This window comes from Pseudomonas sp. T8 (assembly GCF_024610635.1).
Taxonomy (GTDB): domain Bacteria; phylum Pseudomonadota; class Gammaproteobacteria; order Pseudomonadales; family Pseudomonadaceae; genus Aquipseudomonas; species Aquipseudomonas chlororaphis_I.
Genome location: NZ_CP102374.1, coordinates 3,958,543 through 3,977,668, shown reverse-complemented (window position 1 = coordinate 3,977,668; position 19,126 = coordinate 3,958,543). Strand labels below are relative to the sequence as shown.

The following is a 19,126-nucleotide window of genomic DNA, read 5'->3' as shown; positions in this document are numbered from 1 at the left end:
GATTAGTCCAGCACAATTAGTTCTTAATTTGGCCTGGGGCGCATACCGTAAAGTGGCGTCGTTTACGCGGCCAGACAGTCCGGCCGCCTGAGTGAGGAGTCCTATCGTGAGCGAGCGTTCCAGCCATTGGCAATTGCAGACCATAGTCGGTCAACTGCGTGATGCCCGCGACCAGTGGCGTACCCGCAACGGGCGGGTCAGCGGTGAGCAGGGCGGTCGGGAACTGCCGTCGCGCGCGGCAATGGCCGAGATTCTCGAAGCACTGTGCGGCGCCCTGTTCCCGATGCGCCTGGGCCCGGTGGACCTGCGCGAGGAAAGCGAGGATTTCTACGTCGGCCATACCCTGGACGCGGCCCTCAATGCGCTGCTCGCCCAGGCTCGCCTGGAGCTGCGTTACGCCGCGCGCCAGAGCGGCGAGTCGGACGACGACGTCAACGCCAGGGCCATCCGTATCATCCAGGACTTCGCCCTGGCCCTGCCGGGCCTGCGGGTGCTGCTCGATACCGACGTGCTGGCCGCCTACCACGGCGACCCGGCGGCGCGCAGCGTCGATGAAGTGCTGCTGTGCTACCCGGGCATCCTGGCGGTGATCCACCATCGCCTGGCCCACCATCTGTATCGCGCCGGCCTGCCGCTGCTGGCGCGGATCAGCGCGGAAATCGCCCATTCGGCCACCGGCATCGACATTCACCCGGGCGCGCAGATCGGCCGCAGTTTCTTCATCGACCACGGCACCGGTGTGGTGATCGGCGAAACCGCGATCATCGGCGAGCGGGTGCGCATCTACCAGGCTGTGACCCTGGGTGCCAAACGCTTCCCGGCGGACGAGGACGGCCAGTTGCAGAAGGGCCATCCGCGCCACCCGATCGTCGAGGACGACGTGGTGATCTACGCCGGCGCGACCATCCTCGGGCGCATCACCATCGGCAAGGGCTCGACCATCGGCGGCAATGTCTGGCTGACCCGCAGCGTGCCGGCCGGATGCAACCTGACCCAGGCCAACCTGCAGCATGACGATGGGTCGCAGAAGTAAGAGTCTTCTGCGCCTGTTGGATTTTTCGCGGGCAAGCCTCGCTCCTACAGAAGAGGAATGTGTTCATCTGTAGGAGCGGCCGGTCGACGCTCGATTGCCCGCGATGCTTTTCAGTGGCTCATATGCCTGATGGCCATTCGCTTATTTAGCGCTGAACGATTCCCTCCGCGACACATCAGACCTTTCCTAAAACCTGCGAAATCAGGCGACCGCCGAGCCCGGCGATTAGTCCTTGCGCGCCTATCCGTGTTTAACTTGAACGCTTGTTCAAGTTAAACCGGCAGCTCGCTGCCCGCTCACAACAGGAGGCTTACCTTTGCTGAGTCCGATCTTTTCAGCCGCGTTTTACCCCCTCGAGGTGCACGTTTCATGAGTGCATCGTCCATTCCCGCCAGCGGCCTGATCCGCATGAATCCGCCGGTGTTCTACTTCGCCGCGAGCTTTATCCTGGCCTTCGGCCTGGTGGTCATTGCCCTGCCGGAACAAGCCGGCGCCTGGTTGCTGGCCGCGCAAAACTGGGCGGCCAATACGGTCGGCTGGTACTACATGCTGGCCATGACCCTGTACCTGGTCTTCGTGGTGGTCACCGCCTTGTCCGGCTACGGCAAGATCAAGCTGGGTGCCGACCACGACGAACCCGAATTCAGTTACCTGTCATGGGCCGGCATGCTGTTCGCCGCCGGGATCAGCATCACGCTGTTTTTCTTCTGCGTCTCGGAACCTTTGACCCACATGCTGCAACCGCCCCAGGGCGAGGCCGGGACCGCGGACGCGGCGCGCCAGGCGATGCAGATTCTCTTCCTGCACTGGGGCCTGCACGGCTGGGGCGTGTTCGCCTTCGTCGGCATGGCCCTGGCGTATTTCGCCTACCGGCATAACCTGCCGCTGGCCCTGCGTTCGGCGCTGTACCCGCTGATCGGCAAGCGCATCAACGGCCCCATCGGCTACGCGGTGGATGGCTTCGGCATCATCGCCACGGTGTTCGGCCTCGGCGCCGACATGGGCTTTGGCGTGCTGCACCTCAACTCCGGCCTGGACTACTTGTTCGGCATCGCCCACACCCAGTGGGTCCAGGTGGGCCTGATCACCCTGATGATGGGCGCGGCGATCATCGTTGCGGTGTCCGGTGTCGACAAGGGCGTGCGGGTGATGTCCGACATCAACATGCTGCTGGCCTGTGCGCTGCTGTTGTTCGTGTTGTTCGCCGGCCCTACCCAGCACCTGCTCAACACTCTGATCCAGAACCTCGGCGATTACCTCGGTGCCCTGCCGACCAAGAGCTTCGACCTCTACGCCTATGACGAACCCAGCGACTGGCTGGGCGGCTGGACGGTCTTCTACTGGGCCTGGTGGATCGCATGGTCGCCGTTCGTGGGCCTGTTCATCGCGCGGATTTCCCGTGGCCGGACCATCCGCGAATTCGTGTTCGGCGTGCTGCTGATCCCCCTGGGCTTCACCCTGGCCTGGATGTCGATCTTCGGTAACAGCGCCATCGACCAGGTGCTCAACCACGGCATGAGCGCGTTGGGCCTGTCGGCCATCGAGAACCCGTCGATGACGCTTTATCTGCTGCTGGAAACCTACCCCTGGAGCAAGACCGTCATCGCCGTGACGGTGTTCATCAGCTTCGTGTTCTTCGTCACCTCGGCCGACTCCGGCACCGTGGTGCTCTCGACCCTGTCGGCCAAGGGCGGTAACGCCGACGAAGACGGGCCGAAATGGCTGCGGGTGTTCTGGGGCGCGATGACCGCGCTGGTCACCAGCGCGCTGCTGTTCGCCGGCAGCATCGACTCGCTGAAGTCGGCGGTGGTGCTGACCTCGCTGCCGTTCTCGATGATCCTGCTGCTGATGATGTGGGGGCTGCACAAGGCCTTCTACCTCGAATCGCAGAAGCAGATCGCCCAGCTGCATTCGCTGGCGCCCGTGTCGTCAACCTCGCGTCGCGGCAAGGGCGGCTGGCGCCAGCGCCTGAGCCAGGCGGTGCATTTCCCGTCACGCGACGAGGTGTATCGCTTCCTCGACCAGACGGTGCGTCCGGCCATCGAAGAAGTGACCGCGGTGTTCGTCGAGAAAGGCCTGAACGTGATCACCCAGCCGGACCCGGCCAACGACAACGTCAGCCTGGAAATCGGCCATGGCGACCAGCATCCGTTCATCTATCAGGTGCAGATGCGCGGCTACTTCACCCCGTCCTTCGCCCGTGGCGGCATGGGGCCCAAGGAGATGCGCAACCGGCGTTACTACCGGGCCGAGGTGCACCTGGCCGAGGGTAGCCAGGACTATGACCTGATGGGCTACACCAAGGAGCAGATCATCAACGACATCCTCGACCAGTACGAACGGCATATGCAGTTCCTGCACCTGGTGCGTTGATCGGTGGCGGTGGCGTTCGTGCCACCGCCATCGCGGGCAAGGACTGGGCGTCCCCCTGCTCCTACAGAAGAAGATTTTCTGTAGGAGCGAGGCTTGCCCGCGATCGGGGCCCTCAGGCCGGGCTCAATACCGTGAACAGCACCAGCGCCGCCACCGGCACGCCGAATACCACACTGCCGACCGCCAGCTCCGTGCTCAGGGACTGGCCGGCGTGGACCATCCCCACCGCGCCGTTGATCACCGTCAGCGCCAGCCACAGTACGACGAAACTGTAGGCCAGGGTCTGGCGGCCGAGGCCGATCTTTTCGCCGATAAACAGCATCAGCGCCAGGAGGACCAGGCCGAAGGAGGTGATGATCGCGGTGTGCATGATGAAGTCCTCGCGGGCGGGATTCGGGGTTGGCCTAAAGGGCGATGGCGATTCAAAGCTCCCGACCTAGAGTGTGGTCGAGGGAGTGGCGTCCTGCTCCGCGAAACAGAATGTAGAACGACAAAAACGCCAGCAGCACCGGGTATTCCATGCCTCGGTCGATCCATGGCCAGGTGGGGCCGAGCAGGCCGGCGATGGTCAGCATCTGCACGCCCATCATGGCGGCGAGCAGGCGCGTCCCCAGGCCGAGGGCCAGGAGCAACCCGCCGACGCCTTCCAGGAGCGCGACGAACAGCGCGATCAACGCCGGCGCCGGCAAATGCAGGACGTTCTGGATCAGGTTGATCGAGGCCGCCATCGGGTCGGCCATCGAACCGTGGGCCTGGCCCAGCAATTTCGGCAGGCCGTGGCTGATCATGATCACGCCATAACAGACCCGCAGCAGCGCATAGGCCAGGGGTTCGCCAATGCGGTACAGCGGGGCGAGGGCCGGGATCAGCAGGGTGTTGCGTGGGGCTGGCGAGTCAGTGGTCGGGCGCATGGGATTCTCCGCGGGTAGGTCATTGGAAAGCATCGATAGCCCGTGGGTGAGGCGGCTCAGACGAGCCCGCCGTTGGCGCGCAGGATCTGCCCGTTGACCCAGGCGGCTGCCGGGCTGACCAGGAAGGCGATGACGTTGGCGATGTCTTCCGGCTGGCCGAGGCGCTCCAGGGGCGGCATCTTGGCGAAGTTCTGGATCTGCTCTTCGCTCTTGCCGTGCAGGAACAGTTCGGTGGCCACCGGGCCGGGGGCCACCGCGTTGACGGTGATGTCGCGACCGCGCAGTTCCTTGGCGAACACCTGGGTCAGGGACTCCACCGCCGCCTTGCTGGCGATGTACACCGCGTAGCCCGGCAGGTTGAGGCCGACGGTGCTGCTGGAGAAGTTGACGATACGTCCGCCGGCGTTCAGGCGGCTGGCGGCTTCGCGCAGGGTGTTGAAGGTGCCGCGGGTGTTGATGGCGAAGGTCTGTTCGAACAGCTCGTCGCTGTGTTGCGCCAGTGGCAGGACCTTGAGGATGCCAGCGTTGTTGATCAGCACGTCGACCTTGCCCAGTTGGATTTCGGTCTCGTCGAACAAGCGGCGCACATCATCGGCATTGGCCACGTTGGCCTTGACCGCTATGGCCCGGTGGCCGGCCTGGCGCAGTTCCACCACCAGGGCCGAGGCTTCGGTGGCGCTGCTGGCGTAGTTGATGGCGACAGCAAAACCTTCGCTGGCCAGTTGCTTGGCGATGACCGCGCCGATGCCGCGGGAGGCGCCGGTCACGATGGCAACTTTCGAAGTCTGGGTAGTCATGGCGAATTTCCTTCTGGGAACGGTTGGGTGTGAAAGCAGGTTCACATGGTTGTCCAGAGTGATAAATGCGCCAGAGTTGGCTTGACTGTTCAATAATCGCCAACAATCAACCGCTCCGGAAGCCAGTCATGGATCAAGTCAAAGCGATGAAAGTGTTCGTGCGGATCTACGAACGCAGCAGTTTCACCCTGGCCGCCGATGACCTGAACCTGCCGCGCGCCACCCTGACCCATACCCTCAATCAGTTCGAAGCCTGGCTCGGCACCCGCCTGCTGGAGCGCAGCACCCGCCGCGTGCGCCCGACCCTCGACGGCGAGGCCTATTACCTGCGCTGCATACAGTTGCTGGCGGAACTGGAAGAGGCCGAGCTGGCGTTTCGCACGGTGGCGCCGAAAGGGCGCTTGCGGGTCGACCTGCATGGCACGTTGGCCAAGTACTTCGTGATTCCGGCCTTGCCCGAATTCATGGCGCGCTATCCGGAGATCGAGCTGTCCGTCAGCGAGGCCGATCGTTTTGTCGACCTCATCGCCGAAGGCGTGGACTGCGTGCTGCGCGCCGGCACTTTGGGGGACTCGTCGCTGATCGGCCGGCGCGTGGCCAGCCTGCAGCAGATCACCTGTGCCAGTCCGGCGTACCTGCGCAAATACGGTGAGCCGAAGAGCCTCGACGAGCTGTCGCGGCACCGGGCGGTGAACTATGTCTCGCGCACCACCGCCAAGCAGTTTCCTTTCGAATTCATGGTCGATGGCGAACTGCGGGAAGTCGCCATCGAGGGCGCGCTGTCGGTGTTCGGCGCCGAGATCTACGCCGCCTCGGCCGTGGCCGGGCTGGGCATCATCCAGTGCCCGCGCTATCGCATGGCGCAGCAGATTTCCCAGGGGCTGGTGCAGGAAATCCTCACCGACACGCCGCCACCGCCCATGCCGGTTTCCGTGCTGTACCCGCACAACCGCCAGATGTCGCCACGGGTGCGGGTGTTCGTCGACTGGCTGGCGGAGGTTTTCGCCAGGGCAGTTTGAGCAGTGCCAGGGCGACGCCGGTCATCGCCGCTTTCTGTATTGATTGTCTGAATGTGTATAGTGTGTATTATTCGCCTTCGGCTGGGTATTGTGGTTTTTCGGGACGTATCGAAAGGACACGGCAATGCGCAGTCGGGAACTGATCAGGATGATCGAGGAGGACGGGTGGTATCTGATCGCGGTCAAAGGCAGTCATCACCAATACAAGCATCTGCACAAGCCGGGACGGGTCACTATCCCTCACCCGGATGCGGATCTGCCCAGGGGCACGATCCACAGCATCTTGAAACAGGCGGGCCTGAAATGAGGCCGGCCTTGAACGAAGAGGTCAACGAGATGAAATTCCCGGTCGTGCTGCACAAGGATGCCGACTCCGGATATGGAGTGATCGTCCCCGATGTGCCGGGCTGTTTTTCCGCCGGTCATACCGCTGCGCAAGCCTTCGAGAATGTGAAAGAGGCCCTGTCGCTGCATTACGAAGGCCTGGTCGCCGATGGTGAGCCGCTGCCCCAGGTGCATGAGGTCGACGTGCATATCGACAATCCTGATTACGCCGGTGGCGTGTGGGGGGTGATCGAGTTCGACATCACGCCTTACTTCGGCAAGGCGGTGCGTTTCAATGCGACGTTGCCGGAGCAACTGTTGGAGCGCATCGACCAGACGGTGAAGCGCGACCAGCGCTACCGTTCGCGCTCGGGCTTTCTCGCGGCAGCGGCATTGCGCGAACTCTCCGCCTAGGCATTACCCGTCCCCATGGTCCTCATGGGGGCATGCCTGGCCTCTGCCCCTCGGCAGTTTTCCTGTACCGCCCAGGCTTGGGAACCTTCGGTTCGGCCCGGCAGAGCGGTGTTTTACCGTCTATAAACAACTGATGCAGCGCCTTGTTCGAGGCCATTCCTGGTTTTTCCAGGCAGCACCGGCAGCGACAGGGCCCTGTGTTTACAGGGTTTCCCCCCGTATTCCCACCTTCAGCCAGCGTTGCCATTAACCGGGAATTTGTTTCGATTGAGACTGCCTCTGAGCGACGATTTCGTACTGTGCTACGTGGTACGTAATAAAATATTCTAGTCGTCATATTTTTCATTCGGTTTTTTCTGGTCATTCCTCCTCGGCAGCAGGTTCTGTCCGTCAGCAGGCGCCGGATCGTTTCAGTCATTCACCGATCTGAAGTGGCCGCGATCTCGCCTGGGCGTATGCTGGGCAACTTTCAGGCGTTCCGCTGATTCAGATGTTGCGAGGGCAACTTGCCCTGCACCAATGTGCATGTGCTTAAACCTGGGTGTTCAGGATCAATAGAGAGGGTTCGATGACTTACCTTGCTGCCGAAAACCGCTACGACTCCATCCCCTACCGCCGCGTCGGGCGCAGCGGCCTGGTGCTGCCGGCGCTGTCCCTGGGCCTGTGGCACAACTTCGGCGACAGCACGCCGATCGACACCCAGCGTTCGTTGCTGCGCACCGCCTTCGACCTGGGCATCAACCACTTCGACCTGGCCAACAACTACGGCCCGCCCTATGGCAGTGCCGAGATCAATTTCGGCCGCCTGCTACGGGAAGACTTCAAGCCGTATCGCGACGAGCTGATCATCTCCAGCAAGGCCGGCTGGGACATGTGGCCCGGTCCCTACGGCCAGGGCGGCGGCTCGCGCAAGTACGTGCTGGCCAGCCTCGACCAGAGCCTGCAGCGCCTGGGCCTCGACTATGTGGATATCTTTTATTCCCACCGCTTCGACCCGGACACCCCGCTGGAAGAAACCGCCAGCGCCCTGGCCACCGCGGTGCAGCAGGGCAAGGCGCTGTACATCGGCATCTCGTCCTATTCCGGGGTGAAAACCCGCGAGATCGCGGCCCTGCTCAAGGAATGGAAAGTGCCGCTGCTGATCCACCAGCCGGCCTATAACCTGCTCAACCGCTGGGTGGAAAAAGACCTGCTGGACACCACCGACGAACTCGGCGCCGGGGTGATCGCCTTCACACCATTGGCCCAGGGCCTGCTGACCGACAAATACCTCAACGGCATTCCCGAGGACGCACGGGTCAATCGCCCGGGCGGTGGTTCGCTGCAAGCCGCGCACCTGTCCGAAGCCAACCTTGCTCATGTGCGCGCCCTCAACGAAATCGCCAAGCGTCGCGGCCAGAGCCTGGCGCAACTGGCCCTGGCCTGGACCCTGCGCGACCCACGGGTGACCTCGGCCCTGATCGGCGCCAGCCGGCCGGAGCAGATCGTCGAGAACGTCGGTGCATTGCAGAACCTGAGTTTCAGCACGGAAGAACTGGCGGAGATCGATCGTTTCGCCCGGGAAGGCGGGATCAATCTGTGGGAGAAGCCTTCAACCGCCGAATAGAGCCAGCCGTCATGTTGTGAGGCTGTCGCGGCTTCTGTAGGAGTCAGGCTTGCCGGCGATCGAGGCGGTGAGTGGTGTCAGGCATACCGCTATCGCGAGCAAGCTTCGCTCCTACAGGCCTGCGGCGGTTCAGACCTCGAGCGGCAGCCAGGGGTTGATAACGATCAGCCCGGTGTCGGTGAAATCCTTGGTGTTACGAGTGGCGATCGCGGCGTCGTGGACCCGGCATATCGCTGCAATTTGCGCATCCACCAGATTGATCGGCTGGCCTGATCTTTCGCGATGCGAGACCAGATGCGCGTAGTAAAGAGCCGCTTGGGTTCCGAAGGGCACGATGCGGTCGATGAAGTCTTCCTCGAACATAGCCAGCGCCGATGCATGCAGCGTCTGTTTGCGCTTGCCGTGGGGCAGGCGCGCGATACCGTGGAGAATCTCGGCCATGGTCATGGCGCTGATGTAGAGGTCTTCGACGGGTTGCGCTTCGATCCACAGCAATACCGCCGTATCCGGTTGAGGGCGCATCAGTTCTGACAACACATTTGTGTCGAGTACTATCATTCGCCCAGGTCCACCAAGCGTGCCGGTTCGGTACGTTCAGGCAGCTCCAGCTCTACTCCGCCGGTCTCGGCAAAGCGTGCCCTGATACGGCTGCCCAGGCCTTGGCTGTCAGCTGTCCTGCTCAATGCGCGGCGCAAAATCAATCGGGCTTCTTCTTCCATGGAATGACCATTGTGAGCGGCCTCGATGCGCAGGCGTTCTTTGATGTGGTCGTCCAGATTACGGATCGTAAGGCTGGCCATGGGCTCCTCCGAATGAAATCAATGAAATCATTGATAGCATAACGGCGAGTCATTGGAGGAGGGCAACCGCTGGTCGTTTGGGTTCGCCTCGATCACTGGCAAGCACTACTGAAGCCGTGAGCTTGCTGATGATCATGGTTTATCGAAAAAACGGCACATCCCCAAGAATCGTCGCGCGGTGCATCACGCGGCGTTGCGGGCGGTAGTCGTCGACGGCGTAGTGCTGGGTCACGCGGTTGTCCCAGAAGGCCACGTCGTGGGTCTGCCAGCGCCAGCGGATGGTGAATTCCGGGCGGGTGGCGTGGGCGAACAGCAGTTTCAGGATGACTTCGCTTTCGCTGTCCGACAGCTCGTTGATCCTGGTCGTGAAACCTTCGTTGACGAACAGCGACTTGCGTCCGCTGACCGGGTGGGTGCGGATCACCGGGTGCGACAGCGGCGGGTTTTTCCGCTTGGCTTCTTCCCAGCGCGCCAGGTCCTCCGGGGTATTGCCGAAGCGCTCCAGGGGGAATGACTTGATGAACTCGTGAGTCGCGGTCAGGCCCTGCAGCAGGTTCTTCATCGGCTCCGAGAGCGCCTCATAGGCCGCGATGCCGCTGGCCCACAGGGTGTCGCCGCCGTAGGCCGGCAACAGCTTGGCGCTGAGCACCGCGCCCAGGGCCGGGGTCGGCAGGAAGGTCACGTCGGTGTGCCAGATGGCGTTGTCGCGCACGTCGATTTGCGCGGTGTCGAGGATCAGCACTTCCGGCTGTTCCGGCACGTTGGGGTAGATCGGATGGATGTGCAGGTCGCCAAAGTTCGCCGCGAAGCGCGCCTGCTGCTGCGGGTCGATCGGCTGGTCACGGAAGAACAGCACCTGATGCTGCAGCAGTGCCTGCTCGATGGCATCGCGCTGTTCGCTGGCCAGTGGCTGGCTGATGTCGACGCCACCGATCTGGGCGCCCAGGGCGGAGCTTAAAGGGGTGATGGTCAGGCTCATGTCGTTCTCGAATGGAGCGCCGAATTGCCGGCGTGGTCAGTTTTGTCTGTAAGAAATCTTGCCCGCTACCTCTGTAGCCGCTGCCGAGCTTTGGCGAGGCTGCGATCGAGCGCAAAGCGCTCGCAAAACCTGGCGCCGCGGTATTCCAGATACAACGCGTCAGGCGGGTTGCGCCTGCTGCGCAGCCTCGCCGGGGCTCGGCAGCGGCTACAGGGGTAGCGGGGTTTCAATGGGCCTGGCCATGCCAGGGCACCAGCTTGCGCTGCAGGGCGCGCAGGCCCATTTCCATGGCGAAGGCGATCAGGGCGATGACCAGGATCCCCAGCACCACCACATCGGTGACCAGGAACTGCGCCGCGGACTGCACCATGAACCCCAGGCCACTGGTGGCGGCGATCAGTTCGGCGGCGACCAGGGTCGACCAGCCCACCCCAAGGCCGATGCGCACGCCGGTGAGGATGTCCGGCAGGGCGCTGGGCAGGATCACATGGCGAATCAGCTGGGCCCGGGTCGCACCCAGGGACTGCGCGGCGCGCAGCCGGGTCGGGTCCACGGTGCGCACGCCGGTGGCGGTGGCGATAGCGATCGGGGCGAAAATTGCCAGGTAGATCAGCAGCACCTTGGACAGCTCGCCGATGCCGCACCAGATGACGATCAGCGGCAGGTAGGCCAGGGGGGGAATCGGCCGGTAGAACTCGATCAGCGGGTCCAGCACGCCACGGGCGATGCGGTTATGGCCGATGGCGATGCCCACCGGGATCGCGGTCAGCACGGCAAAACCCAGGGCCAGGCCGATGCGTCCGAGGCTCGCGCCCAGGTGCTGCCACAGGGTGGAATCCATGTAGCCGCTGGTCACCAGCAACCAGCCCTTTTGCAGCACGGCGGAAGGTGGCGGCAGGAACAGCGGCTCGATCAGGCCGCTGGCCGTCACCGCCCACCACAGGGCGAGCAGCACTACCAGGGTCAGCACGCTGATCCAGCGGGTGCTCAGGCTGCGGCGCAGGGGCGCGGCAGTGTGCGGGGTAGCGGCTTTGGTCGTGGTGGCCGGAAGGTCGTAGCTGTTCATGCGCGCTCCTGCCGCAAGACGGCACTGCGTTGGGAGAACACCCGGGCCAGCACGTGTTCGCGGGTTTCGATAAAGCGCGGGTCGGACTTGATTGCCCGGGCCGATTCGCCGGCCGCGTAACGCTGGCCGAAGTCCAGGCTCAGGCGCTCGACGATCTGCCCCGGGTTGGGTGCCAGCAGGATCAGGTCGGTGGCGAGGAACACCGCTTCCTCGATGTCGTGGGTAATCAGGAACACCGGCTTGGCGGTGCGTTGCCAGACTTGCAGCAACAGCTCCTGCATCTGTTCGCGGGTGAAGGCATCGAGGGCGCCGAAGGGCTCGTCCATCAGCAGCACCCGCGGGTCAGCGGCCAGGGCGCGGGCCAGGCCCACGCGCTGGCGTTGTCCGCCGGAGAGCTGCCAGATGCGCCGCTTGTCGAAGCCGGCCAGGTCCACCAGCGCCAACATTTCCCGGGCGCGGGCTTCACGTTGGTCGCGGGCGGTGCCGGCCAGTTCGAGGCCGAAGCCGACGTTGGCCAGTACGTCCTGCCAGGGCAGCAGGGCATCATCCTGGAACACCACGCCGCGTTCGGCGCTCGGGCCGGCAACCGGCACGCCGTCCAGGGTGATGCGCCCGGCGCTGGGTTCGACGAAGCCGGCGATCAGGTTCAACAGTGAAGTCTTGCCACTGCCGGATGGGCCGAGGGCGACCAGCAACTGCTGTGGCCCGAGCGTCAGGGAAATATCCGCCAGCACCGGTTCGGCGGCGCCGGGGTACTGTGCGCTGATGCGCTCCAGTTGTAGCAAAGCCATGACGGCGCGCTCCTTGTTCAAATGCAGCCTTTGTCGAGGTGAGACGCTGTACGAGAGGCGCCGGGCCTGGGCCCGGCGACCTCTGCGGCGAACCTTCAGTGGGTGATGTATTTGGCGCTGACGTACGGCGCGTAGTCCGGCAGTACCGCCTCGACCTTGCCTTGTTCCTTGAGGAACGCCGCGGTGTCGGTGATGGCCTTGGTGGTCGGCGCGCCAAGGCTGATGACCTGGTCGGCCGCCAGTGGGTAGACGTTGCCCTGCAACAGCAGCGGAATGTCGCTGGCCTTGGCGCCGGAGAGTTTCACCAGCTTGTCGACGTTGCTCTGCTCAGCCAGCCAGGCTTTTGGGTCCTTGCGGTAATCGGCGTAGGCGTCGAGGGTCACCTTGGCGAAGGCGGTGACGATTTGCGGATGCTTCTCGGCGAAGTCCTTGCGCACGATCCAGGCATCGAAGGTCGGCGCGCCGAACTGGGCCAGTTCGCCGGAGGTGATCAGCACCTTGCCGTTCTCCTTGGCCACGCCCAGCGCCGGGTCCCAGACGTAGGTGGCGTCGATGTCGCCGCGTTTCCAGGCGGCGATGATCGCCGGTGGCGTCAGGTTGAGAATCTGTACTTTTGCCGGGTCGATTTTCCAGTGCTTGAGCGCAGCCAGCAGGCTGTAGTGGCCGGTGGAAACGAAGGGCACGGCGACTTTCTTGCCGACCAGGTCCTGGGGCGTCTTGATCCCGGATCCGTCGCGGGCCACCAGGGCCTCGGCGGCGCCGATCTGGGTGGCGATAAGGAAGGTTTCCACTGGCACCTTGCGGGTGATCGCGGCGGTCAGCGGGCTGGAGCCGAGGTAGCCGATCTGCACGTCACCCGAAGCGATGGCGGCGATGATGTCGGCGCCGTTGTCGAACTTGCGCCAGTCGATCTTGGCCTGGGTGACCTTTTCATAGGTGCCGTCGGCCTGGGCGACTTTCGCTGGATCGACGGTGGTCTGGTAGGCGACGGTGACGTCGGCTGCCTGGGCGAAGAAGCTCGCGGTGGCCAGGGACACGGCCGCCAGGAGGCGGAGGGGAAGGTGCAGTTTCATCATGAAGCTCCTCAACAGGCGGCCAAGTGTGGACGTGGTAGGAGACTAAATGATCTAAGAATCTAAAAATAAATAACTTTTTAGAATTAGCTTAAAAGAGGAATCTTCTAAAGAAAGCGCTTTTTGAAGGGGAGCGCTTTGCGCTCCATCGCGAGCAAGCTCGCTCCTACGCATTGATCTTCTGTAGGAGCGAGGCTTGCCCGCGATAAGCGCCGCAGACGCTTAGTTGCTGATCGCCAGGATACTCGCCTGATACGAGCCGACAAATACGTCGAAATCGCCGACTTCGTTCTGTTCCAGCTCGGCCTGTTGCAGCAGGGAGTTGCGCGCCGCTTCTTCGAAACGCGCCTGGTCTTCCTTGCTCAGGGACTCGCTGCGGAAGAACTCGGCATGGGCCAGGCTCTGGCGCAGGGAGAACTGGCTGAAGCTTTCCTTGTGTTCCTGCATGGCGGCCAGGACCTGGGCCGAAGGCGTCAGGGACGAATCCTTGACCTTGGCCAGCTGGGCGTCCAGCGCCTTGCTGTGGGCGTCGCTGCCGTGGCTGCGGTCGAGCAGGGCGGCCAGCGGCGCGATCTTTTCCAGCAGTTCGCCGGCCCATTCCTTGAGGTCCACCAACTGTCCCTGGCGCAGCAGGTGCAGGCCCGGGCGACGACCTTCCTTGACCACCTTGAGGAAGTTCGAGGTGGCGTTGCCGCACTCGTTGTTCTCCAGCAGCGGGCTTTCGTTGAGCGCGCAATACAGCAGGAAGGCGTCGAGGAAACGGGCTTCCTGCACGTCGATGCCCATCGGCAGGAACGGGTTGATGTCCAGGCAACGGACTTCGACGTACTGGATGCCGCGAGCCATCAGCGCCTGGATCGGCCGCTCGCCGGTGTAGGTCACGCGTTTCGGGCGGATGTTGGAGTAGTACTCGTTTTCGATCTGCAGGATGTTGGTGTTGAGCTGGACCCACTCACCGTCCTGGTGGGTGCCGATCTCCACATAAGGCGCGTACGGCGTGGCGACGGCCTTGCGCAGGCTGTCGGTGTAGCTGTTCAGGTCGTTGTAGCAAGGGGTCAGGCCGGCCTGGGCGTTGCTCTGGTAGCCCAGGTCGCTCATGCGCAGGCTGGTGGCGTACGGCAGGTACAGGGTCTCGGCGTCCAGCTGTTCCAGCTGGTGCGCGCGACCGCGCAAGAAGCCTGCGTCCAGCGCCGGCGAGGCGCCGAACAGGTACATCAGCAGCCAGCTGTAGCGGCGGAAGTTGCGGATCAGCGCGATGTACGCCGACGACTGATAGTCGCGGTCGCTGCCGACGAAGCCTTCGGCCTGCTTGAGCAGCGGCCAGAGCTGCTCCGGCAGGGAAAAGTTGTAGTGGATCCCGGCGATGCACTGCATGGTCTTGCCGTAACGCAGGGCCAGGCCCTTGCGGTACACATACTTGAGCTGGCCGATGTTGGAGGTGCCGTAATAGGCGATCGGGATGTCTTCCTCGGCCGGCAACGGGCACGGCATCGATGGACTCCACAGGTACTCGTTGCCGAGCTTGCTGTAGGCGAAACGGTGAATCTTGTCGAGGCTGGCCAGGGTGTCCGCCGGATCGGGCAGGGCTGGGGTGATGAACTCCAGCAGCGACTCGGAATAGTCGGTGGTGATCTGTTCGTTGGTCAGCGCGGAACCCAGTTCTTCCGGGTGCGGAGTCTGGGCCAGGCGCGCTTCGCCGGTCACGCGCAGGCATTCGCGCTCGATGCCGTGCAGGCACTGCTCGAGCAGAGAGAGGTTAGCGCGCTCGCCGAGCAGAGCCAGGCGGCGGTTGAGAAGTTCGCTCAAGTTGGATTCCTTCACGCGTCAGTCGCCCCAATATGGGGGTGGGCAGGACGGTCTACAAGGGTGAAGTTGAAACTGGCGTTTTCGCCTGGTCGTTGAGCCGGCATGGCCCGATTTTGCAAGCACCACACTTCATCCCTGAATCTGGCTTTAGCGCAGGCAGAAAACTCCGACGCCGCTTTCGCAGCGCCGAAATTAACTCAAATCGATGACGGGGAGCTAGGTCTGTCGATGTTCGAAGGCGGGCCGCGTCGCTAGCGGATGAATTGGCGTCGCGGCTGTCACCAAAGGGTTCCTCAGAGGACCGCGAAGGTGCCTTGTGCCTTGGCGACCAGTTTGTCGCCTTGCATCACATCGGCCTCGACCACCAGGGTGCGGCGACCCGGGTGGAGCACCCGGGCGTGGCAGATCACGTCGCCCTCGGCGACGGCGCGGATGTAGTTGATCTTGCACTCGATGGTCGCGCTCTGCTGGTCGAAGCCGTGGGAACTGGAACAGGCCAGCCCCATGGCGATATCGACCAGGCTGAAGATCGCCCCGCCGTGCAGCTTCTGGCCACGATTGCGCAACTGCGGCGTCAGCGTCAGGGCGACGTCGGCTTCACCGACCTCCAGGCGCTGCAGACGGCAGCCGAGCAGCTGGCTGAACGCGCTTTCGGTCAAGCCGGCCGGGATCTCCATCAGCGTTTCTTCAACTGCTTGGCATTGGCGAACAGCGACGCCATGGCGTTGTTGGTCGGGGCCGCGGCCACGCTTTCCTTGCGCGGGGCGCTGTTGCCCGACGAGCGCGGCGCCGAGCCTGGACGTGAACCGCGAGCGCCGTCGATCTTCTCGCCCGGGGTGTCGCTCATGCGCATCGACAGGCCGACGCGTTTGCGCGGAATGTCGACTTCCATGACCTTGACCTTGACCACGTCGCCGGCCTTCACCGCTTCACGCGGGTCCTTGATGAACTTCTCCGACAGTGCCGAGATGTGCACCAGGCCGTCCTGGTGCACGCCGATGTCGACGAAGGCACCGAAGTTGGTGACGTTGGTCACCACGCCTTCGAGGATCATCCCCAGTTGCAGGTCCTTGAGGTCTTCGACGCCTTCCTGGAACTCGGCGGTCTTGAACTCGGGGCGCGGGTCGCGGCCGGGCTTGTCCAGTTCCTGGAGGATGTCGGTGACGGTCGGCAGGCCGAAGGTCTCGTCGGTGAACTTCTTCGGATCCAGGCGCTTGAGGAAGCCGCTGTCGCCGATCAGCGAGCGGATGTCGCGGTCGGTCTCGGCGGCGATGCGCTGCACCAGCGGGTAGGCCTCCGGGTGCACCGCGGACGCGTCCAGCGGGTTGTCGCCGTTCATCACGCGCAGGAAGCCGGCGGCCTGTTCGAAGGTCTTTTCACCCAGGCGGGCGACCTTCTTCAGCGCGGCGCGGGTCTTGAACGCACCGTTTTCATCGCGGTGGCTGACGATGTTCTGCGCCAGGGTGGTGTTGAGGCCGGAGATCCGCGCCAGCAGGGCCACCGAGGCGGTATTGACGTCCACGCCGACGGCGTTCACGCAGTCCTCGACCACCGCATCCAGGCCACGGGCCAGCTTCATCTGCGACACGTCGTGCTGGTACTGGCCGACGCCGATGGATTTCGGATCGATCTTCACCAGCTCGGCCAGCGGGTCCTGCAGGCGGCGGGCGATGGACACCGCGCCACGGATCGATACGTCGAGGTCGGGGAATTCCTTGGCCGCCAGTTCCGACGCCGAGTACACCGAAGCACCGGCCTCGGAGACCATGACCTTGGTCATGCGCATGGCCGGGTATTTCTTGATCAGCTCTGCGGCCAGCTTGTCGGTTTCCCGGCTGGCGGTGCCGTTGCCGATGGCGATCAGGTCCACCGAGTGCTTGGCGCACAGCGCGGCCAGCACGGCGATGGTTTGGTCCCACTTGTTGTGCGGGACGTGCGGGTAAACGGTGGCGTGGTCCAGCAGCTTGCCAGTGGCATCCACCACCGCGACCTTGCAGCCGGTACGCAGGCCCGGGTCGAGGCCCAGGGTCGCGCGCGGGCCGGCCGGAGCGGCCAGCAGCAGGTCGTGCAGGTTGTGGGCGAAGACGTTGATCGCCTCGGTTTCCGCGTTGTCGCGCAGCTCGCCCAGCAGGTCGGTTTCCAGGTGGGTGTAGAGCTTGACTTTCCAAGTCCAGCGCACCACTTCGCCGAGCCATTTGTCCGCCGGGCGGTTCTGGTTCTGGATGCCGACGTGTTGGCCGATCATGCCCTCGCACGGGTGCATGGTGCCCGGCAGTTCGTCGCCGACTTTCAGCGCGGAGCTGAGGATGCCTTCGTTGCGGCCACGGAAAATCGCCAGGGCGCGGTGCGACGGCATGCTCTTCAGCGGTTCGTCGTGTTCGAAGTAATCGCGGAACTTGGCGCCTTCCTCTTCCTTGCCGGCGATCACGCGGGCACTAAGGGTGGCTTCCTGCTTGAGGAAATTACGCAGTTTGTCCAGCAGGCTGGCGTCTTCGGCGAAGCGCTCCATCAGGATGTACTTGGCGCCTTCGAGGGCGGCCTTCACATCGGCCACGCCTTTTTCCGCGTCGACGAAGCGTGCGGCTTCGCTTTCCGGGGTCAGGCCCGGGTCGTTGAACAGGCCGTCCGCCAGTTCGCCAAGGCCGGCTTCCAGGGCGATCTGGCCCTTGGTGCGGCGCTTTTGCTTGTACGGCAGGTAGAGGTCTTCGAGGCGGGTCTTGGTATCGGCGAGCTTGATGTCGCGGGCCAGCTCCGGGGTCAGCTTGCCCTGCTCCTCGATGCTGGCGAGGATGCTGATGCGCCGTTCGTCGAGTTCTCGCAGGTAGCGCAGGCGCTCTTCCAGATGACGCAGTTGGGTGTCATCGAGGCTGCCGGTCACTTCCTTACGGTAGCGGGCGATGAAGGGCACGGTGGAGCCTTCATCCAATAGAGCGACGGCCGCTTCGACCTGTTGTGGGCGTACACCGAGTTCCTCGGCAATGCGGCTGTTGATGCTGTCCATAAAACCACCTGACAAATTGTGAAAGCAGGCTCGCCGGCACGGAAAATTGGGCTCGGCGAGTCTGGTTGAGCGGCCTGGCGTGCGCCGCTGCCTGGATCAAAAGGCTGCCTGTTGACCCGTGAAATCGAACAATTACTGCCTGGCCGGGAAAAATAAAAAATGGCCACGGGCGATAACGATCAGACGTTGCCTGACACAAAAGGCGGCGCATTATAACCAGCGTTCCAGTCTTCGGGGGTATCGGCCCGGTGGCGGCCGACGGCGGGTTTTCTGGCGGTCGAGGAAAAATCTGCTAACAATGCACACGGTGCGTATAACGGCAGCTACGCCATAATGCGCACCGAGATAAAAGGAGCATCTGATGAGCAGCACTGCACAAACTGCCGAAGGCGAAAAAATTCTTATCGTTGACGACGACCCGGGGCTGAGCAGCCTGCTGGAGCGCTTCTTCGTCAGCAAGGGCTACCGTGCCCGCGCGGTTCCCAACACCGAGCAGATGGACCGTCTGCTGGGGCGCGAAGTCTTCAACCTGGTCGTCCTCGACCTGATGCTGCCTGGCGAAGACGGCCTGACCGCGTGCCGCCGCCTGCGCAGTGCGAACAACCAGATTCCGATCATCATGCTCACCGCCAAGGGCGACGAGCTGAGCCGCATCAAGGGCCTGGAACTGGGGGCCGACGATTACCTGGCCAAGCCGTTCAACCCCGACGAACTGATGGCGCGGGTCAAGGCCGTGCTGCGTCGCCAGTCGGCGCCGGTGCCGGGTGCGCCGGGCAGCGAAGACGAAAACGTCACCTTCGGCGACTACGAGCTGTCCCTGGCCACCCGCGAGCTCAAGCGCGGCGCCGAAGTGCACATGCTCACCACCGGTGAGTTCGCGGTGCTCAAGGCCCTGGTGATGAACGCTCGCCAGCCGCTGACCCGCGACAAGCTGATGAACCTGGCCCGTGGCCGCGAGTGGGATGCCCTGGAGCGTTCCATTGACGTGCAGATCTCCCGCCTGCGCCGGATGATCGAGCCCGATCCGTCCAAGCCGCGTTATATCCAGACGGTCTGGGGTGTGGGTTATGTGTTCGTGCCGGATGGCACCACCACCAAGTGACCGATGATTTGTAGGAGCGAGCGCCCGGGCC

At 63.5% G+C, this 19,126-nt stretch carries 19 protein-coding genes; 7 read left to right on the top strand and 12 right to left on the bottom strand.

Annotation, left to right across the window (positions count from 1 at the left end; all coding sequences use genetic code 11):
- Nucleotides 1-106 precede the first annotated feature (106 nt).
- Nucleotides 107-1,033, top strand: coding sequence for a serine O-acetyltransferase EpsC (gene epsC / locus NRG23_RS17855; RefSeq protein WP_028683852.1), 927 nt, complete (start codon nucleotides 107-109; stop codon nucleotides 1,031-1,033).
- Nucleotides 1,034-1,441: 408 nt separating this feature from the next.
- The gene (gene betT, locus NRG23_RS17850) at nucleotides 1,442-3,406 is read left to right on the top strand and encodes a choline transporter BetT (protein ID WP_193384703.1); all 1,965 of its coding nucleotides are present in this window, start codon (nucleotides 1,442-1,444) and stop codon (nucleotides 3,404-3,406) included.
- A gap of 112 nt (nucleotides 3,407-3,518) precedes the next feature.
- Here betT and NRG23_RS17845 read toward each other — a convergent pair whose 3' ends face one another.
- Genes NRG23_RS17845 through NRG23_RS17835 form a run of 3 tightly spaced genes read right to left on the bottom strand, consistent with a single transcriptional unit; the run spans nucleotide 3,519 to nucleotide 5,114 of the window.
- Nucleotides 3,519-3,776, bottom strand: coding sequence for a hypothetical protein (locus NRG23_RS17845; RefSeq protein ID WP_009046444.1), 258 nt, complete (start codon nucleotides 3,774-3,776; stop codon nucleotides 3,519-3,521).
- 52 nt (nucleotides 3,777-3,828) lie between these two features.
- On the bottom strand, nucleotides 3,829-4,317 hold the full coding sequence (locus NRG23_RS17840; protein ID WP_028683850.1) for a DoxX family protein: 489 nt from the start codon (nucleotides 4,315-4,317) through the stop codon (nucleotides 3,829-3,831).
- A 56-nt stretch (nucleotides 4,318-4,373) separates the two neighbouring features.
- A complete protein-coding gene (locus NRG23_RS17835; protein WP_009046448.1) occupies nucleotides 4,374-5,114 on the bottom strand; it encodes an SDR family oxidoreductase in 741 nt (246 codons plus the stop codon).
- A gap of 128 nt (nucleotides 5,115-5,242) precedes the next feature.
- Between NRG23_RS17835 and NRG23_RS17830 the strand changes: the two genes are divergently transcribed.
- The 4 genes from NRG23_RS17830 (at nucleotide 5,243) to mgrA (ending at nucleotide 8,477) form a co-directional block, all read left to right on the top strand.
- A complete protein-coding gene (locus NRG23_RS17830) occupies nucleotides 5,243-6,133 on the top strand; it encodes a LysR family transcriptional regulator (RefSeq protein WP_038630364.1) in 891 nt (296 codons plus the stop codon).
- A gap of 124 nt (nucleotides 6,134-6,257) precedes the next feature.
- On the top strand, nucleotides 6,258-6,440 hold the full coding sequence (locus NRG23_RS17825) for a type II toxin-antitoxin system HicA family toxin (protein WP_009041685.1): 183 nt from the start codon (nucleotides 6,258-6,260) through the stop codon (nucleotides 6,438-6,440).
- A gap of 29 nt (nucleotides 6,441-6,469) precedes the next feature.
- Nucleotides 6,470-6,871 carry a type II toxin-antitoxin system HicB family antitoxin gene (locus tag NRG23_RS17820; protein ID WP_009046450.1) on the top strand — a complete coding sequence of 134 codons (402 nt, stop codon included), beginning with the start codon at nucleotides 6,470-6,472 and terminating at the stop codon, nucleotides 6,869-6,871.
- A 568-nt stretch (nucleotides 6,872-7,439) separates the two neighbouring features.
- The gene (gene mgrA, locus NRG23_RS17815) at nucleotides 7,440-8,477 is read left to right on the top strand and encodes an L-glyceraldehyde 3-phosphate reductase (protein WP_124314665.1); all 1,038 of its coding nucleotides are present in this window, start codon (nucleotides 7,440-7,442) and stop codon (nucleotides 8,475-8,477) included.
- A gap of 129 nt (nucleotides 8,478-8,606) precedes the next feature.
- On the opposite strand, the gene NRG23_RS17810 is transcribed toward mgrA, so the two are convergent.
- From NRG23_RS17810 to NRG23_RS17770, 9 genes are all read right to left on the bottom strand, one after another.
- Nucleotides 8,607-9,035, bottom strand: coding sequence for a type II toxin-antitoxin system VapC family toxin (locus NRG23_RS17810; protein ID WP_009046452.1), 429 nt, complete (start codon nucleotides 9,033-9,035; stop codon nucleotides 8,607-8,609).
- Nucleotides 9,032-9,277, bottom strand: a complete 246-nt coding sequence (locus NRG23_RS17805; RefSeq protein WP_009046453.1) for a plasmid stabilization protein — start codon at nucleotides 9,275-9,277, stop codon at nucleotides 9,032-9,034. The genes NRG23_RS17810 and NRG23_RS17805 overlap by 4 nt, the downstream gene beginning before the upstream one ends.
- Nucleotides 9,278-9,416: 139 nt before the next feature.
- Complete coding sequence (gene tauD / locus NRG23_RS17800; protein WP_016702562.1) at nucleotides 9,417-10,256, bottom strand: taurine dioxygenase; 840 nt, start codon at nucleotides 10,254-10,256, stop codon at nucleotides 9,417-9,419.
- Between the two features lie 226 nt (nucleotides 10,257-10,482).
- Nucleotides 10,483-11,322 carry a taurine ABC transporter permease TauC gene (gene tauC / locus NRG23_RS17795; protein WP_009046455.1) on the bottom strand — a complete coding sequence of 280 codons (840 nt, stop codon included), beginning with the start codon at nucleotides 11,320-11,322 and terminating at the stop codon, nucleotides 10,483-10,485.
- On the bottom strand, nucleotides 11,319-12,113 hold the full coding sequence (tauB, locus tag NRG23_RS17790) for a taurine ABC transporter ATP-binding subunit (RefSeq protein ID WP_028683844.1): 795 nt from the start codon (nucleotides 12,111-12,113) through the stop codon (nucleotides 11,319-11,321). Before tauB ends, tauC begins: the two co-directional genes overlap by 4 nt.
- A gap of 95 nt (nucleotides 12,114-12,208) precedes the next feature.
- Nucleotides 12,209-13,186 carry a taurine ABC transporter substrate-binding protein gene (gene tauA, locus NRG23_RS17785; RefSeq protein ID WP_257371482.1) on the bottom strand — a complete coding sequence of 326 codons (978 nt, stop codon included), beginning with the start codon at nucleotides 13,184-13,186 and terminating at the stop codon, nucleotides 12,209-12,211.
- A 222-nt stretch (nucleotides 13,187-13,408) separates the two neighbouring features.
- Complete coding sequence (gshA, locus tag NRG23_RS17780; RefSeq protein ID WP_009046458.1) at nucleotides 13,409-14,992, bottom strand: glutamate--cysteine ligase; 1,584 nt, start codon at nucleotides 14,990-14,992, stop codon at nucleotides 13,409-13,411.
- A 293-nt stretch (nucleotides 14,993-15,285) separates the two neighbouring features.
- On the bottom strand, nucleotides 15,286-15,669 hold the full coding sequence (locus NRG23_RS17775) for a PaaI family thioesterase (protein ID WP_009046459.1): 384 nt from the start codon (nucleotides 15,667-15,669) through the stop codon (nucleotides 15,286-15,288).
- Nucleotides 15,669-17,993, bottom strand: a complete 2,325-nt coding sequence (locus NRG23_RS17770) for a Tex family protein (RefSeq protein ID WP_257371481.1) — start codon at nucleotides 17,991-17,993, stop codon at nucleotides 15,669-15,671. Before NRG23_RS17770 ends, NRG23_RS17775 begins: the two co-directional genes overlap by 1 nt.
- A 361-nt stretch (nucleotides 17,994-18,354) precedes the next feature.
- On the opposite strand from NRG23_RS17770, the gene ompR reads away from it, so the two are divergent.
- Entirely contained in the window at nucleotides 18,355-19,095 is a 741-nt protein-coding gene (gene ompR, locus NRG23_RS17765) for a two-component system response regulator OmpR (RefSeq protein ID WP_007925257.1), read from the top strand.
- Nucleotides 19,096-19,126: the final 31 nt, after the last annotated feature.

Coding starts and splice junctions, on each gene's coding strand:
- betT (WP_193384703.1), top strand. CDS start 1,442: ATGAATCCGCCGGTGTTCTACTTCGCCGCGAGCTTTATCCTGGCCTTC.
- NRG23_RS17845 (WP_009046444.1), bottom strand. CDS start 3,776: ATGCACACCGCGATCATCACCTCCTTCGGCCTGGTCCTCCTGGCGCTG.
- NRG23_RS17840 (WP_028683850.1), bottom strand. CDS start 4,317: ATGCGCCCGACCACTGACTCGCCAGCCCCACGCAACACCCTGCTGATC.
- NRG23_RS17835 (WP_009046448.1), bottom strand. CDS start 5,114: ATGACTACCCAGACTTCGAAAGTTGCCATCGTGACCGGCGCCTCCCGC.
- NRG23_RS17830 (WP_038630364.1), top strand. CDS start 5,243: ATGGATCAAGTCAAAGCGATGAAAGTGTTCGTGCGGATCTACGAACGC.
- NRG23_RS17825 (WP_009041685.1), top strand. CDS start 6,258: ATGCGCAGTCGGGAACTGATCAGGATGATCGAGGAGGACGGGTGGTAT.
- NRG23_RS17820 (WP_009046450.1), top strand. CDS start 6,470: ATGAAATTCCCGGTCGTGCTGCACAAGGATGCCGACTCCGGATATGGA.
- mgrA (WP_124314665.1), top strand. CDS start 7,440: ATGACTTACCTTGCTGCCGAAAACCGCTACGACTCCATCCCCTACCGC.
- NRG23_RS17810 (WP_009046452.1), bottom strand. CDS start 9,035: ATGATAGTACTCGACACAAATGTGTTGTCAGAACTGATGCGCCCTCAA.
- NRG23_RS17805 (WP_009046453.1), bottom strand. CDS start 9,277: ATGGCCAGCCTTACGATCCGTAATCTGGACGACCACATCAAAGAACGC.
- tauD (WP_016702562.1), bottom strand. CDS start 10,256: ATGAGCCTGACCATCACCCCTTTAAGCTCCGCCCTGGGCGCCCAGATC.
- tauC (WP_009046455.1), bottom strand. CDS start 11,322: ATGAACAGCTACGACCTTCCGGCCACCACGACCAAAGCCGCTACCCCG.
- tauB (WP_028683844.1), bottom strand. CDS start 12,113: ATGGCTTTGCTACAACTGGAGCGCATCAGCGCACAGTACCCCGGCGCC.
- tauA (WP_257371482.1), bottom strand. CDS start 13,186: ATGAAACTGCACCTTCCCCTCCGCCTCCTGGCGGCCGTGTCCCTGGCC.
- NRG23_RS17775 (WP_009046459.1), bottom strand. CDS start 15,669: ATGGAGATCCCGGCCGGCTTGACCGAAAGCGCGTTCAGCCAGCTGCTC.
- NRG23_RS17770 (WP_257371481.1), bottom strand. CDS start 17,993: ATGGACAGCATCAACAGCCGCATTGCCGAGGAACTCGGTGTACGCCCA.
- ompR (WP_007925257.1), top strand. CDS start 18,355: ATGAGCAGCACTGCACAAACTGCCGAAGGCGAAAAAATTCTTATCGTT.